Below are 17,134 nucleotides of genomic sequence, written 5' to 3' on the forward strand. Positions count from 1 at the left end.
GGTCACTCCGTCCGGACGCGCGGGTTGGCGGGTCGCGGTGTCACTCCTTGCGGCCGAGCCCTCGGGGCAAGGCACCCCGGGCCGCGAAGCGGTCGCCCTCGCCGACCTCCTGCTTCCTGACCTGCCAGTTCTCCGTGATGTTCTCGACCGCAGTGATGTTCACCCGTGGTGCCGACCTGGCTGATCTGGCCGAGTCGAGTTGGTCCTGACGGAAGTAGAGGTCGAGGCCGAGGCCGGCCGCGGTCTCCCTGGCCACGGGGCGGCAGCCGGTATCGGGCTGGGTCTCCTCGATGAACTTCCGCAGTGCCTCGGCGTCCTCGGCGACGACGTGGCAGCGGAAGACCGCGGGGACCTCGTCCGTGCCGCCCGTGTCGCTCATCGCGTCCGCTGTCCCGCTCACGCTGCTGGCGCCGCACCCCCCGCGACCAGTTGGGCGAGCGCGATGGCCTGGGCAGCGTTCACCCGACCGAAGCCGTAGTCGTCGTTGTGGCCGTTGCCGTCGTAAACGACACCGGGGCCGCCGATCTTGTCGGCCGACTGGTGCATGATCTCGCGCAGCTGGTCGCGGGTCAGGTCGGGGTTGGCCGCCAGCGCCAGTGCCGCGCAGCCGGCCGCGCAGGGGGCGGCGAAGCTGGTGCCGGTGCTCGGGCCGAAGCCGCCTCCGGATGTCGTGCTGAAGACATCGACTCCGGGGGCGATCAGTTCGACCTCGGGGCCGCGGGCCGCGTTGTCCTCCCGGTCCTTGTTGTTCGACCGGACCACCGCGATGACATCCGGATGGGAGACCACCTCGTCCAGCATGATGTCGACGTTCCTGCCGTTGCTGGCCGCCCAGAAGATCGGCAGCCCCTTGCCCTGGCGTCCGTTGGCGGCGGCGAATTCGAGGGCCAGCTTCAGCGTGCTGGTCAGGTCCCACTCCGCACCGTTCGGGCCCAGGCTGCTGACCAGGATGTCCGCGCCTTGCTGTGCGCCGATTCCGGGCTCGGTCGAGGGTTCGGCGGCGTACGCCACGGCACGGGCCAGGGTCGCCTGCGTGCCGACCTGGTCCCCCAGGCACGCCACCAGCATGAGCTCGCACTCCGGGGCCGCACCGACCCCGCCGCTGCCGTTGTGCCGGGCGCCGACCATCCCGGCGCAGAAGGTGCCGTGGTCCTCGTCGGGCATGCCCGCGGTGCTCTGGGTGAAGGTCACGCCGACCACGCCGCTGCTGTAGAACCCCGAGCTCGGGTCCAGCCCACTGGCGAGATCCTGGTGCTGTACATCGAAGCCGTTGTCGATGACGGCGACGCGGATGCCGTCCCCGAGAGTGTGGTCCCACGCCTTCTCGCTGTGGACGTCGGCGTGCGGCTTGCCGCCATTGGTGCCGGTGTTGTTCCACTGCCACTGCTTGGGGTATTCGGGGTCGGAGGGTTGGAGCCGGGTCGGGACGTGCTCGATGAACGACGGTTCGGCGAAGATGAAACGGTCGTTGTCGTGCAGCTCCACGGAGGCTGCGAGGGCGTCCTCGGCGGCCCTGGCCCGTACCTCGTACAGGTTCGTCGCGAAGCCGAGTTTGTTGACGACAGCCAGGCCGGCCGCCTCGATCTCGCGCTCTGCCTCCTCCGCCGAGAGCGACGGCTGCAGCTGGACGTTCAGCGCGTCGGTCGCGATGCCGATCCTGCCGCTGGGCTGCCGGATGACCTTGCCCGCTGCCTCCGCCCCGGAGAGTTCCTCGCCTATGTCGACCGCCGCTCGGGTCTGCCGGTTCGGTCTGACGAACACCCAGTGCGCGCGGGCGAAGGCGGCGGCGGTCTCGTCGTCGATTCCCGCGTCGCGCATCGCTCCCCGTGCGCTCGTGCCCAGCTCCGCCTCCGCGTCGACGGCGGCCCTGACACCGTCCGTCTCCACCTTCACCGCGACGACATCGTCGAGTTCCTCCGCCTCGACGAGATTGCCACGTTGGTAGTACTGACGCGACATCGCACTCGCCTCTTCTCATGGGCACAGCTGTCCTCAGGGGCGCAGCTGGCCCATCCGGATACGTCACGGCGACAGGGCGCGGCCCGAGAGAGAAAGCCCCGTTCAGGTATGAATCCCCCTTTATCACCAGTCTCCTCGCGTCTTGGAAGGGGGGGCAACCGCACGGGCGCGGGGGATATGGAGGCGAGGATTCGCCATCTGCGCCGAGCAGGGCAGGTATGCCCTGGCGGTTCGCCAGGGACGCGCGGCTCATGGTTTCGGCAGCTGATGCGGGCTCAGGCGAAGGCGCCATGGGCACGCAAGTTCTTTCGGCTGAGGCCTTGATCGCCCCACACCTCTCAACGACATCCGCTTCCGCACGGCAGGAGCCCTCATGGCTCGCGCTATCTCACTCCACATCGGGCTCAATCGCGTCGACCCCAAAACCGCCCAGGACGGTAGGACGAGGTGAGGCCACGGCGACAACGCCGCAGCGCTTTCAGCTCGGTTGCCGACAGACGTCGCCGGTGATGCTCTGCGCCAGATGAGCGGGCGAGGAGGGGAAGGGCGAGTGGCTGGAAGGGCAGCCGGTAAATCACTGTGGCCTTACCCCACAACGGCACTTGCACCTGGTTCGACCGGGGTGTGCTCGACTTCGGGCTGGGGATGTGTCCGACGCCGGCGTCGGGTCGGGACTCGGCGCTCTGACAATCGACCGGGGCCCTTGCTCGCTGGGCCTCCAGCCGATGTTCGGGTTTGTCGGCGAAGGCGAGGGTGATCTTGCGGGTGACCTGCAGGCGTTCGAGGTGCCCGTCGAACTCGCCGAGCCACGCGGTGAGCTCTTCGATCCGCGCCCGCAGCGGTTCAGCCTGGCTGGTCACGGCCTGCTCACGGTCGTCGCCAGTACGTGGGCGCTCAGTGGTTGGTCAAGGAGATCCTGCGCGCGTGCAGGCGGCCGTCTCCGCCGTCGAAGTAGGCGCGGTCACCGGAGACGGTCAGGAGTGGATCCGTGCCGGTGGCCAGAGGTGCGTCGCCCAGGGGTTCGCCGGTGCGGGGGTCAGGGCCCGCAGGGCACCGGCGTCACTGAGGTAGACCGCGCCCCCGCTGCGTACAGGCGGCGAGGTCTCGCCAGTCGTTCCGTGTTCCCACAGCGGTTCGCCGGAGTCGCCGACTAGCGCGTATGCGCGGCCAGGTGTGTCAGCGGTGTCGTAGCGGCTCTCGACGCCGGCGTAGACGACGCCGTCGGCGACGAAGGGCGGGTCGGTCCATTGCGCGTCGTCAGATTCCACGTGGTACTTCCAGCGCACACGCCGCCCCGCGCCACCTCGCCGACCGCGAAGAGGACGGCACGGACGCCGTCATCCAACGCTCGGACTCGTTCCGACGGCCGAGAGCCCAGCCGCGCCCCCCGGGCTCAGTGTGCGCGAGGGGGCTAGAAATTGAAATCTTTTTCTAGAAAGTACTTCTAACTCTCCGCTAAGGTTCCTGACATGGATGACAGCCTCACGACGGTGGTGACAGGTGGTAACCGGGGCATCGGCTACGCGGTGGCCTCCGAACTTGCCAAGCGGAACTGCCGGGTTGTGCTCGTTGCACGGGACCGGGAACGAGGTGAGCGGGCGGCCGCGGCACTGGGCGGCTCCGTCGGTCTGGTGGTCGGTGATCTGTCCGTGCTCTCCGAGGTGCGATCGGTGGCAGAGGAGTTGATGGAGCGGTACGAGCAGATCGACGTGCTGGTCCACAACGCCGGCGTGTGGCCTGCCCGGTTGGTACGCACCCCAGGCGGGTTGGAGCAGGCGTTCGCCGTGAATCATCTGGCGCCGTTTCTGCTCAACCACCTGCTGGAGAAGCGATTCCTGGAGAGCCGGACCAGGGTCGTCCAAGTCAGTGCCGGTCTGTACGTCAAAGGTCGGCTCGACATGAACCAGACGCCCGTGGGCGGCGACTTCCACCGGATGCGCACCTACTGCACCACCAAACTCGCCAACCTTCTCACCGTCCCGCTGTTCGCCCGTCGTTGGCAGGGCACGGGCGTGACCATCGACGCGATCCACCCGGGCGTGATCAGGACCGACCTTGGAGACCCCGGCGGGATGCTGGGCCTTCTCCTTAAGGTGATGAAGCGTTCCTGGACTGCCCCTGAGCAAGGTGCCGCTCCCGTGACCCGGCTGGCACTCGAACCCGGCGACGCCTCTGGTCGCTACTTCGATGCCGACCGGCCCGTCCCCCTCGAACCCATCGCAGCAGACCAGGCCTTGGCGCAAAGGGTCTGGGAACAGGCCAAGACGCTTACAGGGGTGCGGGATATCGTCTGAACAGCAGTCACTGGGTTCCGCTCGCCGGTTGGGCGGGGTGGCCCGAGGGGGGGGCTATGAAGAAGGATGCCGGTCTATCGGACCCTACCGGGGGGGGAGAGAGATCGCGTCCGTCACGAAGAGACCTATTCCCAGTCCGGTCGCAGGGACCGCCAGATCCGGTCGGGAAGGATCCGGGCTGCCTGGGCGAGGTCGATGTCGTCCGTGTTGGACAGCCAGCGACGCGCAGTCTCGGCAACCGGTCCGATGACCAGGGCCTCGATCAAGGGCTCGGGGGTGGGCAGGATCTCGCCGGCTTCGATCCGTGGCCGCATCCAGTCCACGATGCCTCCCAGCATGACGGCCTTGGCGGCGCGGACGCGGTCGGCGTGAGCCACGAGATATCCGGAGTACGCGGAGGCGTGGATGAAGAGCGCGGCGGCGGGCCGCTCCTCGGTGAAGCGCAGGTAGGCCCTGACGAGCGCGCGGACACCGGTGTGGGCGGTGCGGGTACGGGTCACGGCAGCAGTCAACTCGTCGAACAGCTCCTCCATACACCTGGTGTAAAGGGCTGCTGCGAGACCGTCGAAACTGCCGAAATGGTGGTAGAGGCTGCCGAGGCTGACGCCGCTGGCCTCGGTGACCGCGTTCACCGTGAACCCCTGCTGGCCCGATGAGGCGTACACCTCGAGGGCAGCCGTCAAGAGACGGTCGACAGTGGCCTCGCCGCGCTGCTGCTTAGGAGACATGGTTCGGTCTCGTTGACGTCATGGCAGACACCCTAATGCACCTGAAGTAGAGGAATTTTCTAGAAGAGCGCGCTGATCGTGACGAGCGTGAACCGGGTTTCCTGCTGTGGATGGGGGTCGAGGGAGGGTTCTGCTCGGCCGTTGCCGGCCGACGGGAAGTCGGGGTAGGGCGGGTTCGGATCCTTGGTTCGGGGATTCGCCGGTGGCGGGCAGCTGGGCCTGGCAGTTGTCGGAGATGGCGCGTAGTGATCCCTCGGATGCCGAGTGGGAGTTGGTCGAGCCAGGCCGCCAACCACAAGAAGAAGGGTTCTCGCGGCGGCCGCCCGGTCGGTCGCGATCGGACCTGTACAAGGACCGCAACCCCGTCGAACGCTGCATCAACAAGATCAAGGAGTGGCGGGGCCTGGCCACCCCCTACGACAAGACCGCCGCCAGCCACCTCGCCGGACTCCGCGTACGCGGTGCCGTGATCTGGATCCGCAGCCTCCGACCCACGTGATCCGAACCTGGAACAGGCCCGGTTGTTTCGGCTGTCGACTCGCGCAGCGCGGATCTGCCTCGGTAATTCTCGGGCCAGGCGGTCCGCCGCACCCTAGGGGTCCACCGCGACGCGGCACGCCAGTAGAACTACGCAGTCGAGTCACTGAATGACGCGCCCGCCCGGCGGACCGCCAGGAGCGCCGCGCCGATGTCCGCCGCCGCTCGCGGATCGGACAGGGAGCGGGCCGTGAGTTCCTCGACGCGGCGCAGCCGGTAGCGGACGGTGTTGGGGTGGACGAAGAGGCTCCGCGCCGCGTTCGTGGCGGAGCCGGCGGCGGCGTACCAGTGCTCGAGGGTCTCCAAGAGACGAGCACGCTCCGCTGCCGGGAGATCGAGCAGTGGCTGGAGGACCACCTCCACGAGATGCGCCGCCTCCGCCGGGGCGGCGGCGACGACCATGGCCAGCGGGTTGTCGTCGAACCGCGCGACGCCGGGGCCGGTGCCCGGGAGGCCGGCCAGAGCCAGACGGGCGAAGCGCAGAGCCCGGGGAGTGTCCCTCAGCGAGTGAAAGCACGGGCTGACACCTACGCGGGCGCCCGCGCGACGGAGGATGCGCAGGCAGGTGCTCTCCGCCGTCGGCGTGGGCAGGGCGGCCAGACCGATCTGCTGGTCGGGCAGCAGCCGCCAGGCGAAGTGGACCTGGGCCTGGCGCAGCGCCGCTTCCGTCCCCGCCAGCGGCTCCTCGCCGGGAGCGTCGGCCGCCGCCGCGACGACCACGTAGGGTCCGCGGTCGGGCAGGCCCAGCTCGCGGGCGGCCTCCCACAGCGTGCGGTCGGCGATGACGCCGGTGAACAGCGCCTCGACCAGTGCCGAGCGGCGCGCCTGACGCCGTGAGGTCAGCTCGGCGGTCGTCTCCCGGTAGGCCGCTGCCACCGCCTCCGCGTAGCGGCCGAACAGGGCCCAGATCTCCGCGGACTGGGAGACCAGTTGGGCGTCGGTGACCTCGGGACGGTTGTGTGCCTCGGCGAGGATGTCCGTCCACAGGAGCTCGAATCCGATCCGGTACGCGTGCAGGGTGTCCGCCAGCGGCACGCCCTGTTCGGCGCGCAGGCGGCCGGTCTCCCGGGCCGGGCTCGGGTCCTGTGCGCCGGCGCGGCCGAGCTGTTTCAGGAGCAGGTCCGCGTTGGCGGTGCACGAGCGGCGCAGCGAGTCGAAGGGGATCAGGGACTCGTCCTTGTAGGCATCGACGTCCGAGCGGATGCGCTGCGCCATCCGCTCGCCCAGTTCCGGCAGCCTCGCATGAAGCGCCTGGACCACCCCTGAGATGTTCATTTCCACAGCTTAACGCCCCCGTTTTGTGCTGGGGAACAATCTGGGAGGGCAGACGCTGTCATGCGGCACATAGGCCGTCGCCGCGGACATCTGCACGATGTCGTCAACGTGAACGGCGGATTTCGACGGTGACATTCGTGGAGGCGGTCATGGCCAATCTGGCTCAGTTCCTGGTGGAGACGGCGCAGCGGCAGCCGGAACGCCCCGCGCTGCGGCTGGGGGACCAGGTCACCAGCTACGCCGAGCTCGACGAGCGCAGCGCCCGGGCTGCCGCGCTGCTGAGGGCCGAGGGCGTCCGACCGGGAGACCGGGTCGCTCTGATGCTGCCCAACGTTGTCGAGTTCGTCGTCCTGTACTACGGCGTGCTGCGCGCCGGAGCGGTTGTCGTACCGATGAACCCGCTGCTGAAGACCCGGGAGACCGAGTACCACCTGCGCGACTCCGGCGCCCAGATGCTCTTCGAGTGGCACCAGGCGCCGGGCGAGGGCGCGCAGGGCGCAGCCGCCGCCGGAGTGCGGCACATGGCCGTCGAGCCGGCCGCCTTCGCGGGCCTGCTGGCGGGTCACGAGCCGCTGACGGAGGTGAGCGAGCCGGACGGCGAGGACGTGGCCGTGCTGCTGTACACCTCCGGCACCACCGGCCGCCCCAAGGGCGCCACGCTCACCCACGCCGGGCTGCGGCACAACACCGAGGTCAACGCCGTCCATGTGCAGCAGGTGACGGCGGACGATGTGGTCGTGGGCTGTCTGCCGCTGTTCCACATCTTCGGCCAGATCTGCACGATGAGCGTGACCATCCGCGCCGGTGCCACGCTCATCCTGGTCCCCCGCTTCGACCCGCAGACCGTGCTGGACGCCATCGCCCGCGACCGGGCGACGATCTTCGAGGGCGTGCCGACCATGTACGCGGCGCTGCTGCAGCACCCGTCGGAGGCCGACGTCTCCACGCTGCGGATGTGCGTCTCAGGCGGAGCCTCGCTGCCGGTGGAGGTCCTGCACGGCTTCGAGCGCCGCTTCGGCTGCGTGGTCCTGGAGGGCTTCGGCATGTCCGAGACCAGCCCGGTGGTCACCTTCAACCACCCCGACCGGCCGCGTAAGGCCGGCTCCATCGGCACGCCGATCAAGGACGTGGAGGTACGGCTCCTCGACGACAAGGGCCAGGATGTGGCTCCCGGCGAGATCGGCGAACTGGCCGTGCGCGGGCCGAACGTGATGAAGGGGTACTGGAAGCGCCCGGAGGAGACGGCGGCCACCATCCAGGACGGCTGGCTGCGCAGCGGCGACCTCGCACGCCAGGACGAGGACGGCTACCTGTACATCGTCGACCGCAAGAAGGACATGATCATCCGCGGCGGCTACAACGTCTATCCGCGCGAGATCGAGGAGGTGCTCCACGAGCACCCGGCCGTGGCGCTGGCCGCGGTGGTGGGCGTGCCCGACACGCATCTGGGCGAGGAGATCGCGGCCGCGGTGGTGCTGCGCCCGGGCGCCCAGGCCACGCCCGACGAGCTCCAGCTGTTCGTCAAGGAGCGGGTGGCGGCGTACAAGTACCCGCGCCAGGTGTGGCTCGTGGACACGCTGCCGACCGGCCCCAGCGGCAAGATTCTCAAAAGGGAGATCAGCGCGCCGGCGGCGTGAGGTCGATGTGGTTGAGGCAGCCGGGGGACCGCGTAGCAACACCGACGCGATCCCCCGTGCCTCAGCGGCCCGGCGCTGGTGGCCTCGCCCCGAGGGTGCCGAGGAAGCCGCGTACTTGCGGACCGTCAGGGAGGCTGTACTTGCGGACGACCAGGTGGCGGCAGTGGTCGGACGTGGCCACGTCTGCGATCTCGGCGGAGCCGGGTGCCTGGTCTCCGAACGGAGGCGTGTCCGGTGGTCCAAGGGCCGTCGGTCGCGTCTGACCGTATCTCCAGGCCGTTGACGAGGCCCTTGTCCCGCAGGACATCGCTCAACTGCTCGGCAGATCGACGCCTGCGTGCATCAGCGCGGGAAGACGACCATCAGCAGGCGGAAGAGTTCGGCGCGGTCCTCGTCGGACAGTTTGTCCAGGCCGGTCTGCGTCCGCTCCATCCGCTCGCGGATCGCGTCGATCAACTTCTCGCCCGCCTCGGTGAGGGCGACGTTCTTCACACGGCGGTCGGTGGTGCTGACCTCGCGGCGGACCAGCTCGCGCCTTTCGAGCCGGTCGATGATCCCGGTCATGTTCGACGCGTCGCAGGCGAGAGTCTCCGCGAGCGCGCGCATCGAGGCGGGCGCGCGGCGCAGCACCGTCAGGGTCTTTGCCTGGCTGGAGGTGAGGCTCATGTCGGCGGCGGCGGCCGCGAAGTCGGCGTAGTGCGTACTGACCGAGTGGGCGAGCAGCTCCATGAGCTGGGCCTTGGACGGGGAGGGCGGCATACGTCGAGGGTAAGCGAAAAGCTTGAACTCCTCAACCTTTGACAGTCGCCAGCTCTCTATTGTTTGATGACTTCAAGCATCGAGCACTTCAATGGTTATGACTCATGAACCATTGGTGCGTCCCCTTCGGGCACCCTCCCACCGGAAAGAAGACCGTGAAGTCCTCCCCCGCCGCGCCGGAACGCCGCACCGGCAGCCTCATCCTCATCCTGGCGCTGGGCCTCGCCGCCATGGTCGTGTCGATGATGCAGACCCTGGTCATCCCGATCCTCGGCATCATCCAGAACGACCTCGGCGCCACCACGGCCCAGGTCAGCTGGGTCACCACCGCCACGCTGCTGTCGGCCGCGGTCTTCACGCCGCTGCTGGGCCGCCTCGGCGACCAGCTGGGCACGAAGCCGACACTGCTCGGCGTGCTGGTGGTGATGGTCGCCGGATCCGTGCTGGCCGCGGCCACGAGTTCGATGCTGTGGCTCATCGTGGCCCGCGTGATGCAGGGCGCCGCCACCGCGATCTTCCCGCTCGCGCTGTCCGTGCTGCGCCAGGAGGTCGCTCCCGCGCGGCTGCCTGGCGCCATGGCCCTGGTCAGCGGGACGCTCGGGTTCGGCAGCGGCCTCGCCCTGGTGGGCGCCGGCCTGCTGACCACCGGCGCCGACCCCGACTATCACCAGGTCTTCTGGTTGGCCGCCGCGCTCGCCATCGCCGCCCTGATCGCGGTCGCGGTCGTCGTGCCCGCGCCGCGCACCCGGACGGGCGGGCGCATCGACTGGCTCGGCGCCGCAGGCCTCGCCCTGCTGCTCGTCCTGATCCTGCTGCCCATCTCGCAGGGGCACGCCTGGGGCTGGACCTCGGTCCGCACGCTCGCCCTGTTCGCCGGCGCCGCTGTCACGGCGGTCCTCTGGGTCGTCGTCGAACGCAGGGTCCGCGACCCCCTTGTCGACATGAAGATGTTCGTCCACCGGCCGGTGCTGTTCACCAACGTCGCCGGACTGCTCGTCGGATTCGCCATGTTCGCGCAGTTCATCGGCGTCTCCTACCTCGTCCAGACGCCTTCCGAGATCGCCGGCTACGGCTTCGGCGCCTCCGTCTTGCGCGCCTCCGTCGTCTACCTGCTCCCCGCCGCCCTCGTCTCGCTGGTCGCCGCGCAGTTCGGAGGCGTGCTGGTGCGCCGTATCGGTGCGCGTCTCACCCTGGCCGCCGGTGCCGTCTTCGGTGTCGTCGGGTTCGCCTGGCTGACCCTCGCCCACGACACCACCGCTTCGGTGATCCTGGCCGGCATGGTCGTCGGCGTCGCCGTCAGCTTCGGCTACGCCGCGATGCCCGCCCTGATCGTCGCCGGTGTTCCCCACCACCAGACCGGCATCGCCAACGGCATCAACTCCATATCCCGCTCCACCGGCAGCGCGATCGGCAGCGCGGTCGTCACCTCGCTGCTCGCCTCCAAGACGCTCGACAACCTGCCCGCCGGGGTCCCCGCGCTGCCCGCCGAGAGCCAGTACACGCTGAGCTTCGCCCTCGCCGGTATGGCCTTCGTGCTGGTGATCGGTGTGGCCATGGTCGGCCTTGCGATCCGCCGCAGGTCCCCGTCGTCCGCCATCGCAACGCCCGCCGCGTCGAGCGACGACGAACCCACGCTCGCCCCGTCGGGCCACGGCGAGACCACGCCCGAACGCACGACCGCCACGGCCTGACCGCACCACCGGCCCGGCCACGACGTTCCTTCCCTTCGTTGCCGAACCCCTTCGATGTCCAACGGCTTTCCCTCCGTCACCGACCGGCCATCCCTCCGATCCGAACAGGACAGGACTGTGACTGACACCAAGGCAGCCTTCACCCTCGACGACACCTTCACCGCCGTCGAAGCGACCGCGCTGGTGGACCGGCTGCGCGCCACCTTCCGCACCGGACGCAGCAAGTCCCTGGCCTGGCGCCGGCAGCAGCTGACCCTCCTGCGCGACCTGCTCATCGACAACCGCGCGGCGATCGCCGACGCCCTCTACGCCGACCTGCGCAAGAACCGCGCCGAGGCCGACGCCATGGAGATCGACCTCACGATCGCCGAGATCGACGACTACCTGGAGCACCTGGAGGAGTGGACCGCCCCGCAGCCCGCCCCCGTGACGCTGCCCGGAGTCCCCGGCAGCACCGCCCACACCGTGTTCGACCCCCTGGGGGTCGCCCTGGTCATCTCGGCGTGGAACTACCCGGTCAATCTGCTGCTGGTGCCCGTCGCGGGCGCGCTCGCCGCCGGCAACGCGGTCGTCATCAAGCCTGCCGAATACGCCGCCCACACCTCGGCGCTGCTGGCCGAGCTGCTGCCCGCGTATCTCGACACCGACGCCACCGCGGTCGTCGAGGGCGGCGCACCGGAGACCACCGTGCTGCTGGAGCAGCGCTTCGACCACATCTTCTACACCGGCAACGGCGCGGTCGGCCGCATCGTGATGACCGCCGCCGCGAAGAATCTCACCCCGGTCGTCCTCGAACTGGGCGGTAAGTCACCGGTGTTCGTGGACCGGGACGCCGACATCGCCACGGTCGCGCAGCGTCTGGCGCAGACGAAGTTCGCCAACGCCGGACAGACCTGCGTCGCCCCCGACTACGTCCTGACCGACGCGGAGACCGCGGCAGAACTGCACGCCGCCCTGGTCGTCGCGATCAAGGGGCTGTTCGGTGAGGACCCCCAGATGTCCGACGCCTATGGCCGTATCATCAACGAGCGGCACTTCGACCGGCTGTCCGCGCTGCTGGACTCCGGCCGCACCGTCACCGGCGGACAGAGCGACCGTACGGACAAGTACATCGCCCCGACCGTGCTGGCCGATGTCCAGCCTGACGAGCCCGTGATGCAGGAGGAGATCTTCGGCCCCATCCTGCCCATCGTGACCGTGGCGGACCTGGACGAGGCGATCGCGTTCATCACCGAGCGCGACAAGCCGCTCGCCCTGTACGCCTTCACCGAGAACGACGCCACCAAGCGCCGCCTCGCCGCCGAGACCTCCTCGGGCGGCCTCAACTTCGGCCTGCCGATGCGCCACCTCGCCGTGCCGACCCTGCCCTTCGGCGGGGTCGGCGAAAGCGGCATGGGCAACTACCACGGCCGCTACTCCATCGAGACGTTCAGCCACCGCAAGGCCGTCCTCGACGTCCCGCTCAGCTGAACCACCCCGGACGCGGGCGGTGGTACGCAGTTCCACCCGGCGACCTCACGCGTGCCGCCGTCCTGCGCCCTTCACCATCTCCGCTTCGAGCCTTGCGGTCCGCTCCAGCTGATCCGGCGGCAGGCAGGCGCACAACCATCGGGCGCCACCCGCGTCGCTCACGTCGATGGGATCGAGGTCGACGCCGACCCGGGCGACGACCTCGGGCATCGCCCGTGCCGGGATGGGCCGGTCCCCCACGACGGAGGACGACAGCTGCACGGGAGATGACAGGTCGCCCAGCGATTGTCGGAGTGCAAGTTCCGCTGTGTGCAGGGCGATTCAGCCGGGCCCGGTCCGAAGCCTACGGCACCTGCTCCGCGGATGTCCGTGGCGGTACGTGATGCCACGCACTCGCCACTGGGATTGAGCCCGGCCGAACAGCCCCCGGCAATCAGCCCGAACGCCTACCTGCCTACGCCGACGTGCCGCCTCGGCAATGGCCGGATACAGCACGGCGGAGCCTCCGGTCTCGTTGGGCCGCGCCTTGCGGCGCACGGCGAGGGCCACGACCGAGTCGGTCACGCGGAGCAGCGCGTCGATTTGCGGCGTCGGCGGCAGCGTCACCGTCCGCAGCGGCATGGGCCACGGCAAGCGCCGGGGCGCGCCCAGCGAGGGTGAGGTCGTGCAGCGCGGCGAGGGTCATCGCGGTGTGCCCTTGCGTGTCGGCGCCGCCTCGATGGCACACACGCCTCGTCGGGCTCACTCAGAGCGACGGCGACAGCTGCCGCCTTCGTCGAGTACGGCATGCACACCGTCGGCGACCTCGTCGAGGTCCCCCAACTGACCCTGCGGCGCCTGGTCGGCGCGCGTTGGCCGTAGCCTCCGCGAGGGCGCCCAAGGCCGCGACACTCAGGCAGTCGAGCCGGACTGGCCGCCGAAGCAGCGGAGTTGGCCGTGGGCCCGGGTTGGGTGTTCCGCGAAGGCCTGCTCCCAGGCCGGCACCACATGCCAGCCGTTACCGGCACCACCAGCGTGGCGCCGTCCGACTGCCACCACTCCTGACTCCTGCCGCCCGAGGAAGGCCTCCTGGCACCGTGTCGTGCGCCGTCGCTCACCCAGTACGGAAATCACGGTCACCACTTTCAGGCCATTTCACACCGCAGGCACATCGGCCACACGCTCCACCGGCGCACCGGGCGAAATGCCGCTCACCTCCTCAACCACGCAGACCGCTCACCCGATCAAGCCACTGATTGAATGGGCAATCTGGTCTGAATTTCAGCGATGGCAAGCACTACAGCTCTTTCGTTCTGAGATATGAGCAACACAGCGGGTACCTCGAGGCATTGAACACCGCAAGAAGAAGGGAAATGCACCATGCGACCAATGACACGCTGGGCAATGGCAGGAGTCCTGCTCACCACGGCCCTCGCCGGCCCCCTGAGCGCACCCGCCCACAGCGCCCCCGCCTCGCCGTACGCACCCTCCGCCCTGGTCATGACCACCGGCCACGGCGAGAAGGCCGCCACAACAGCACCGGAGCGCGCCGTAACGGTGAACTGCGCGTACAGCACCTCGGGCACTCACCCCGATCCGCGACAAGCCTGCGCGGATCTGGACCGCGCGAAGGGGGACCTCGACCGCTTGGCCACACTTCGCGGAAATGGGACCGGGCAGGCGTGCACAAAGGAATACCGCCCCATTGTCGTGACGATACAAGGAGTATGGCGCGGTACGCGCATAAACTACGAGCACACCTTCGCCAACCCCTGCATCAAGGAAACTCAAGGGGCTTCGGCATTCGCCTTCTGAGCCACCACGGCCAGTAAGGCATCTCACCGGCGGGACCTGGTGGTCGAACTGCGCCACCGCATCGACCACGTAGGTCCCCTCTCGCACCGCGGTATGAGGAGCCGTGCACCCGGTTCACACTCCCCCGCCCGCAGCACTGGTAAAGGCCGAGCACAGGCAGAAGGCGGCAGCCGCGGGCGTGAGCGAGCACCACCTGTGTGGTTGATGACAGCCGTACAGTTCGGCGGACACTCGCACGAGGCACGCCGTGCTGCGGCAAGGGGTGAGGACATCGACGTCGAACTGGCCGTCAGCGCTCGAGCGCCGGAAGACCCGTCAGGCCGGTGTCGAGCATGATGCGGTCGACCGTCTCGTTCAGGGTGCTGTCGGCACCGATGACGGTCTCGATGCCGCCGGGCAGCAGGTCGAGTTCCCGGTACCAGTCGCGCAGCTGCGGCTCGCCGACCTCGTGCGCAATCGGCTTGGTGGCGTGGCGGGTGAGTGTCTGTTCGAAGGGCACGTGCAGGTAGTAGGCGTGAGTCGGGCCGCGATGGTCCGCACGTAGCCGAGCGAGCATGTCGCCGTAGCGGTCGGCGTACAGGATCCCTTCGACGACCACGTGATACCCGGCATCGAGCGCGTAGCGGGCCACCGTGTCGATCAGACCGATGTTCGCCGCGCCGGGCCGGTCCCGCTCGCGCAGCACAATACGGCGCAGAGTGTCCTGACCGACCAGGGCCAGCCCTCGGCCGAACCTCTCGCGGATGCCGGCGGCGACGGACGACTTCCCCGACGCGCTGTTGCCGCGCAGCATGACCAGACGGGTTTCCTGGGTGCCCACCATCACAACGATCACGTTAGCGACGGCCACTGACAACGCTTCAGGCCGCCCACGCTGCACTCCGTATCCGTTTCACGGCGAGGCGGTCTCAGCTGCGGCCGTCCACGCGAACCCGTCCGGGTCGGCGAACGGTCCGGCACCGCCACCGATCGTGAGCCGGTGCGATCCGGTGCCGTCGGCAGAGACTCCGGCCACCTTGGCCAGGGCTCGGCGCTTGTACAGCGCCAGCTTGACCGGGCCCGACCCGGTGGCGAACTCCACGTACTTGCTGCCGAAGCTCTTCGCCACTGCGAGGCCGCGATCGGCGTAGAACTGCTTGCTGGCCTTCACGTCCTCGACACCGAGCAGGAGCACGATCTCGTCGATCTGCCTGGTGGCCGGGCCGGTGTCCTTCTTCGACGACGAGGCGACCTGCCAGACCGTCCCGTCCGGAGCCTGTACGACTCCCCCATAACCCCAAAGCGACTTGGCGGCGGGCTTCAGGGTCGCGGCGCCGGCATTCACGGCTGCGTCGATGAGGGCGTTGACGTCGGCCGGCTGGGAGACCACGAGCGACAGCGTGAACCCTCGGAAGCCGGTCGTCGGGGCCTGTGAGGCCTGCAGGCGTATCTGACTGCCCGGGCCCTGACTGCCCAGGCCGAAGGCGGTGGTGTAGAAGCGGTTGGCGGCGGTGAGATCGTCCACCTCAAGGGTGACGGATTCGATGGAAGTCATGCCTGTGACGCTAGCTACGCCTCCGAGACCTGCGCTTCTCGATTCCTGACCAGAACGCCCCCCAGCAGAGTTCTGAGATCGCCGAGCACAGTGATGTGCTTGCCCCCGACCAAGGCGCGGTCTCCGGGGGCGGCCCAAGCCCCGCGCATGCTCCGCGAGCTCGACGGGCTGCGCCGAATCGCGGCTGCGGGTGCCGCGTCGGGAGGGGGCCAGGGCCTCGTGCTGCGTCCCGGCTGCGCCCCCGTCGGGTGGTCCCTCATCCGGTCCCGGAGCCAAGATCGATTGTCAGTGGTGGGTGAGAGCATCGAAGCATCGAGTCGGAAAGAGGGGGAGCTGTCATGTCCGGAAGCCAGAACTACATCAACCATGTCGCCCTTGTGCTGGACGCCAGTTCGTCCATGTCGCACCTGAGCCGCAAGGTCGTCGAAGTCGCCGACCAGCAGATCGCCTATCTGGCCCGCCGATCGCAGGAACTGGACCAGGAAACCCGCGTCACGGTGTACGTCTTCGCGGACAAGGTGGAGTGCGTCATCTACGACAAGGACGTGCTGCGGATGCCGTCCCTGAAGCAGCTGTACCGGGTCGGTGGGATGACGGCCCTGCTGGCGGCCACGCTCACATCCCAGCGGGAGCTGGCGCAGACAGCCCAACTGTACGGAGACCACAGCTTCCTGACCTTCGTGCTCACCGACGGGCAGGAGAACGCAAGTCATCGCAGCCCGGACGCCCCGAGCCGGGACCCGCGTGACCTGGTCCACGCCGTGGCCGAAATGATCGAGACACAGCAGGACAACTGGACGCTGGCCGTCCTCGTGCCGGACCAGATGGGCAAGCGCGAGGCCATGCAGTGCGGGTTCCCGAAGGACAACATCGCCATCTGGGACGCCACGAGCACACAGGGTCTGGAGGAGGCCGGGCAGGTCATCCAGCAGGCCACCGAGAAGTTCATGGTGGGCCGCGCCCAGGGCATCCGCGGATCACGGGCGGTGTTCTCCACAGGTGCGGATGCGGTGAACAAGGACACCATCAAGGCAGCCGGCCTCACCCCGGTGGATCCGTCCAAGTACCAGCTGATCCCCGTGGCTCGTGACGCGGCGATCCGGGACTGGGTCATCGAATGCGGGCACACCTACCGCACTGGTGGCGCGTTCTACCAGCTGAGCAAGTCGGAAAAGATACAGGCGCAGAAGCAGATCGCGGTGCTGGAGAAGAAGACCGACCGCGTCTACACAGGGCCCGAAGCCCGAGCCCTCCTCGGCCTGCCCGGCGTGGAAATCCGCGTCAAGCCGGATCACAACGACGACTTCACGATCTTCGTGCAGAGCACCAGCGTGAACCGGAAGCTCGTACCGAACACGCGGCTACTGCTCATGCTGTGACGCCACGAGCAACAGAGTCGGCGACTGACGCTTTCCAGTCCTTCGTGACGGACTGCCGGGCCTGCCGTACCACCGTC

At 68.8% G+C, this 17,134-nt stretch carries 17 protein-coding genes; 7 read left to right on the top strand and 10 right to left on the bottom strand.

What is annotated here, in order from left to right; genetic code table 11:
• Positions 1-40: 40 nt before the first annotated feature.
• The 4 genes from ACZ7L6_RS40855 to ACZ7L6_RS40870 form a co-directional block, all read right to left on the bottom strand.
• Positions 41-379, bottom strand: coding sequence for a hypothetical protein (locus ACZ7L6_RS40855; protein WP_471933139.1), 339 nt, complete (start codon positions 377-379; stop codon positions 41-43).
• 17 nt (positions 380-396) lie between these two features.
• Positions 397-1,959, bottom strand: coding sequence for a S8 family peptidase (locus tag ACZ7L6_RS40860; RefSeq protein WP_471933141.1), 1,563 nt, complete (start codon positions 1,957-1,959; stop codon positions 397-399).
• A gap of 404 nt (positions 1,960-2,363) precedes the next feature.
• The gene (locus tag ACZ7L6_RS40865) at positions 2,364-2,819 is read right to left on the bottom strand and encodes a hypothetical protein (RefSeq protein ID WP_471933143.1); all 456 of its coding nucleotides are present in this window, start codon (positions 2,817-2,819) and stop codon (positions 2,364-2,366) included.
• A 114-nt stretch (positions 2,820-2,933) separates the two neighbouring features.
• On the bottom strand, positions 2,934-3,227 hold the full coding sequence (locus ACZ7L6_RS40870) for a hypothetical protein (protein ID WP_471933145.1): 294 nt from the start codon (positions 3,225-3,227) through the stop codon (positions 2,934-2,936).
• Between the two features lie 201 nt (positions 3,228-3,428).
• On the opposite strand from ACZ7L6_RS40870, the gene ACZ7L6_RS40875 reads away from it, so the two are divergent.
• Positions 3,429-4,253, top strand: a complete 825-nt coding sequence (locus ACZ7L6_RS40875) for an SDR family NAD(P)-dependent oxidoreductase (RefSeq protein WP_471933147.1) — start codon at positions 3,429-3,431, stop codon at positions 4,251-4,253.
• 125 nt (positions 4,254-4,378) lie between these two features.
• Here the strand turns inward: ACZ7L6_RS40875 and ACZ7L6_RS40880 are convergent, their stop codons facing one another.
• Positions 4,379-4,981, bottom strand: coding sequence for a TetR/AcrR family transcriptional regulator (locus tag ACZ7L6_RS40880; protein WP_471933149.1), 603 nt, complete (start codon positions 4,979-4,981; stop codon positions 4,379-4,381).
• A 202-nt stretch (positions 4,982-5,183) separates the two neighbouring features.
• Here ACZ7L6_RS40880 and ACZ7L6_RS40885 point away from each other — a divergent pair, with 202 nt between their 5' ends.
• Positions 5,184-5,480: a hypothetical protein gene (locus ACZ7L6_RS40885; protein ID WP_471933151.1), complete on the top strand. Its 297-nt coding sequence runs from the start codon at positions 5,184-5,186 to the stop codon at positions 5,478-5,480.
• Between the two features lie 128 nt (positions 5,481-5,608).
• Here ACZ7L6_RS40885 and ACZ7L6_RS40890 read toward each other — a convergent pair whose 3' ends face one another.
• Positions 5,609-6,778, bottom strand: coding sequence for a PucR family transcriptional regulator (locus tag ACZ7L6_RS40890; RefSeq protein WP_471933193.1), 1,170 nt, complete (start codon positions 6,776-6,778; stop codon positions 5,609-5,611).
• Between the two features lie 164 nt (positions 6,779-6,942).
• Between ACZ7L6_RS40890 and ACZ7L6_RS40895 the strand changes: the two genes are divergently transcribed.
• On the top strand, positions 6,943-8,430 hold the full coding sequence (locus ACZ7L6_RS40895) for a long-chain-fatty-acid--CoA ligase (protein ID WP_471933153.1): 1,488 nt from the start codon (positions 6,943-6,945) through the stop codon (positions 8,428-8,430).
• 342 nt (positions 8,431-8,772) lie between these two features.
• Here ACZ7L6_RS40895 and ACZ7L6_RS40900 read toward each other — a convergent pair whose 3' ends face one another.
• Positions 8,773-9,189: a MarR family winged helix-turn-helix transcriptional regulator gene (locus tag ACZ7L6_RS40900; protein WP_471933155.1), complete on the bottom strand. Its 417-nt coding sequence runs from the start codon at positions 9,187-9,189 to the stop codon at positions 8,773-8,775.
• A gap of 104 nt (positions 9,190-9,293) precedes the next feature.
• Here ACZ7L6_RS40900 and ACZ7L6_RS40905 point away from each other — a divergent pair, with 104 nt between their 5' ends.
• A complete protein-coding gene (locus ACZ7L6_RS40905) occupies positions 9,294-10,880 on the top strand; it encodes an MFS transporter (protein ID WP_471933157.1) in 1,587 nt (528 codons plus the stop codon).
• Between the two features lie 180 nt (positions 10,881-11,060).
• The gene (locus tag ACZ7L6_RS40910) at positions 11,061-12,350 is read left to right on the top strand and encodes an aldehyde dehydrogenase family protein (RefSeq protein ID WP_471933195.1); all 1,290 of its coding nucleotides are present in this window, start codon (positions 11,061-11,063) and stop codon (positions 12,348-12,350) included.
• 45 nt (positions 12,351-12,395) lie between these two features.
• Here the strand turns inward: ACZ7L6_RS40910 and ACZ7L6_RS40915 are convergent, their stop codons facing one another.
• A complete protein-coding gene (locus ACZ7L6_RS40915; protein ID WP_471933197.1) occupies positions 12,396-12,671 on the bottom strand; it encodes a DUF2332 family protein in 276 nt (91 codons plus the stop codon).
• Between the two features lie 1,062 nt (positions 12,672-13,733).
• On the opposite strand from ACZ7L6_RS40915, the gene ACZ7L6_RS40920 reads away from it, so the two are divergent.
• On the top strand, positions 13,734-14,144 hold the full coding sequence (locus ACZ7L6_RS40920) for a subtilase-type protease inhibitor (RefSeq protein ID WP_471933199.1): 411 nt from the start codon (positions 13,734-13,736) through the stop codon (positions 14,142-14,144).
• A gap of 289 nt (positions 14,145-14,433) precedes the next feature.
• Here the strand turns inward: ACZ7L6_RS40920 and ACZ7L6_RS40925 are convergent, their stop codons facing one another.
• A complete protein-coding gene (locus ACZ7L6_RS40925) occupies positions 14,434-14,967 on the bottom strand; it encodes an AAA family ATPase (RefSeq protein WP_471933201.1) in 534 nt (177 codons plus the stop codon).
• A 69-nt stretch (positions 14,968-15,036) separates the two neighbouring features.
• On the bottom strand, positions 15,037-15,678 hold the full coding sequence (locus ACZ7L6_RS40930) for a glyoxalase (protein WP_471933159.1): 642 nt from the start codon (positions 15,676-15,678) through the stop codon (positions 15,037-15,039).
• Between the two features lie 338 nt (positions 15,679-16,016).
• Here ACZ7L6_RS40930 and ACZ7L6_RS40935 point away from each other — a divergent pair, with 338 nt between their 5' ends.
• Positions 16,017-17,057: a vWA domain-containing protein gene (locus ACZ7L6_RS40935; protein ID WP_471933161.1), complete on the top strand. Its 1,041-nt coding sequence runs from the start codon at positions 16,017-16,019 to the stop codon at positions 17,055-17,057.
• Positions 17,058-17,134: the final 77 nt, after the last annotated feature.

Source organism: Streptomyces sp. NPDC107522 (genome assembly GCF_055657525.1).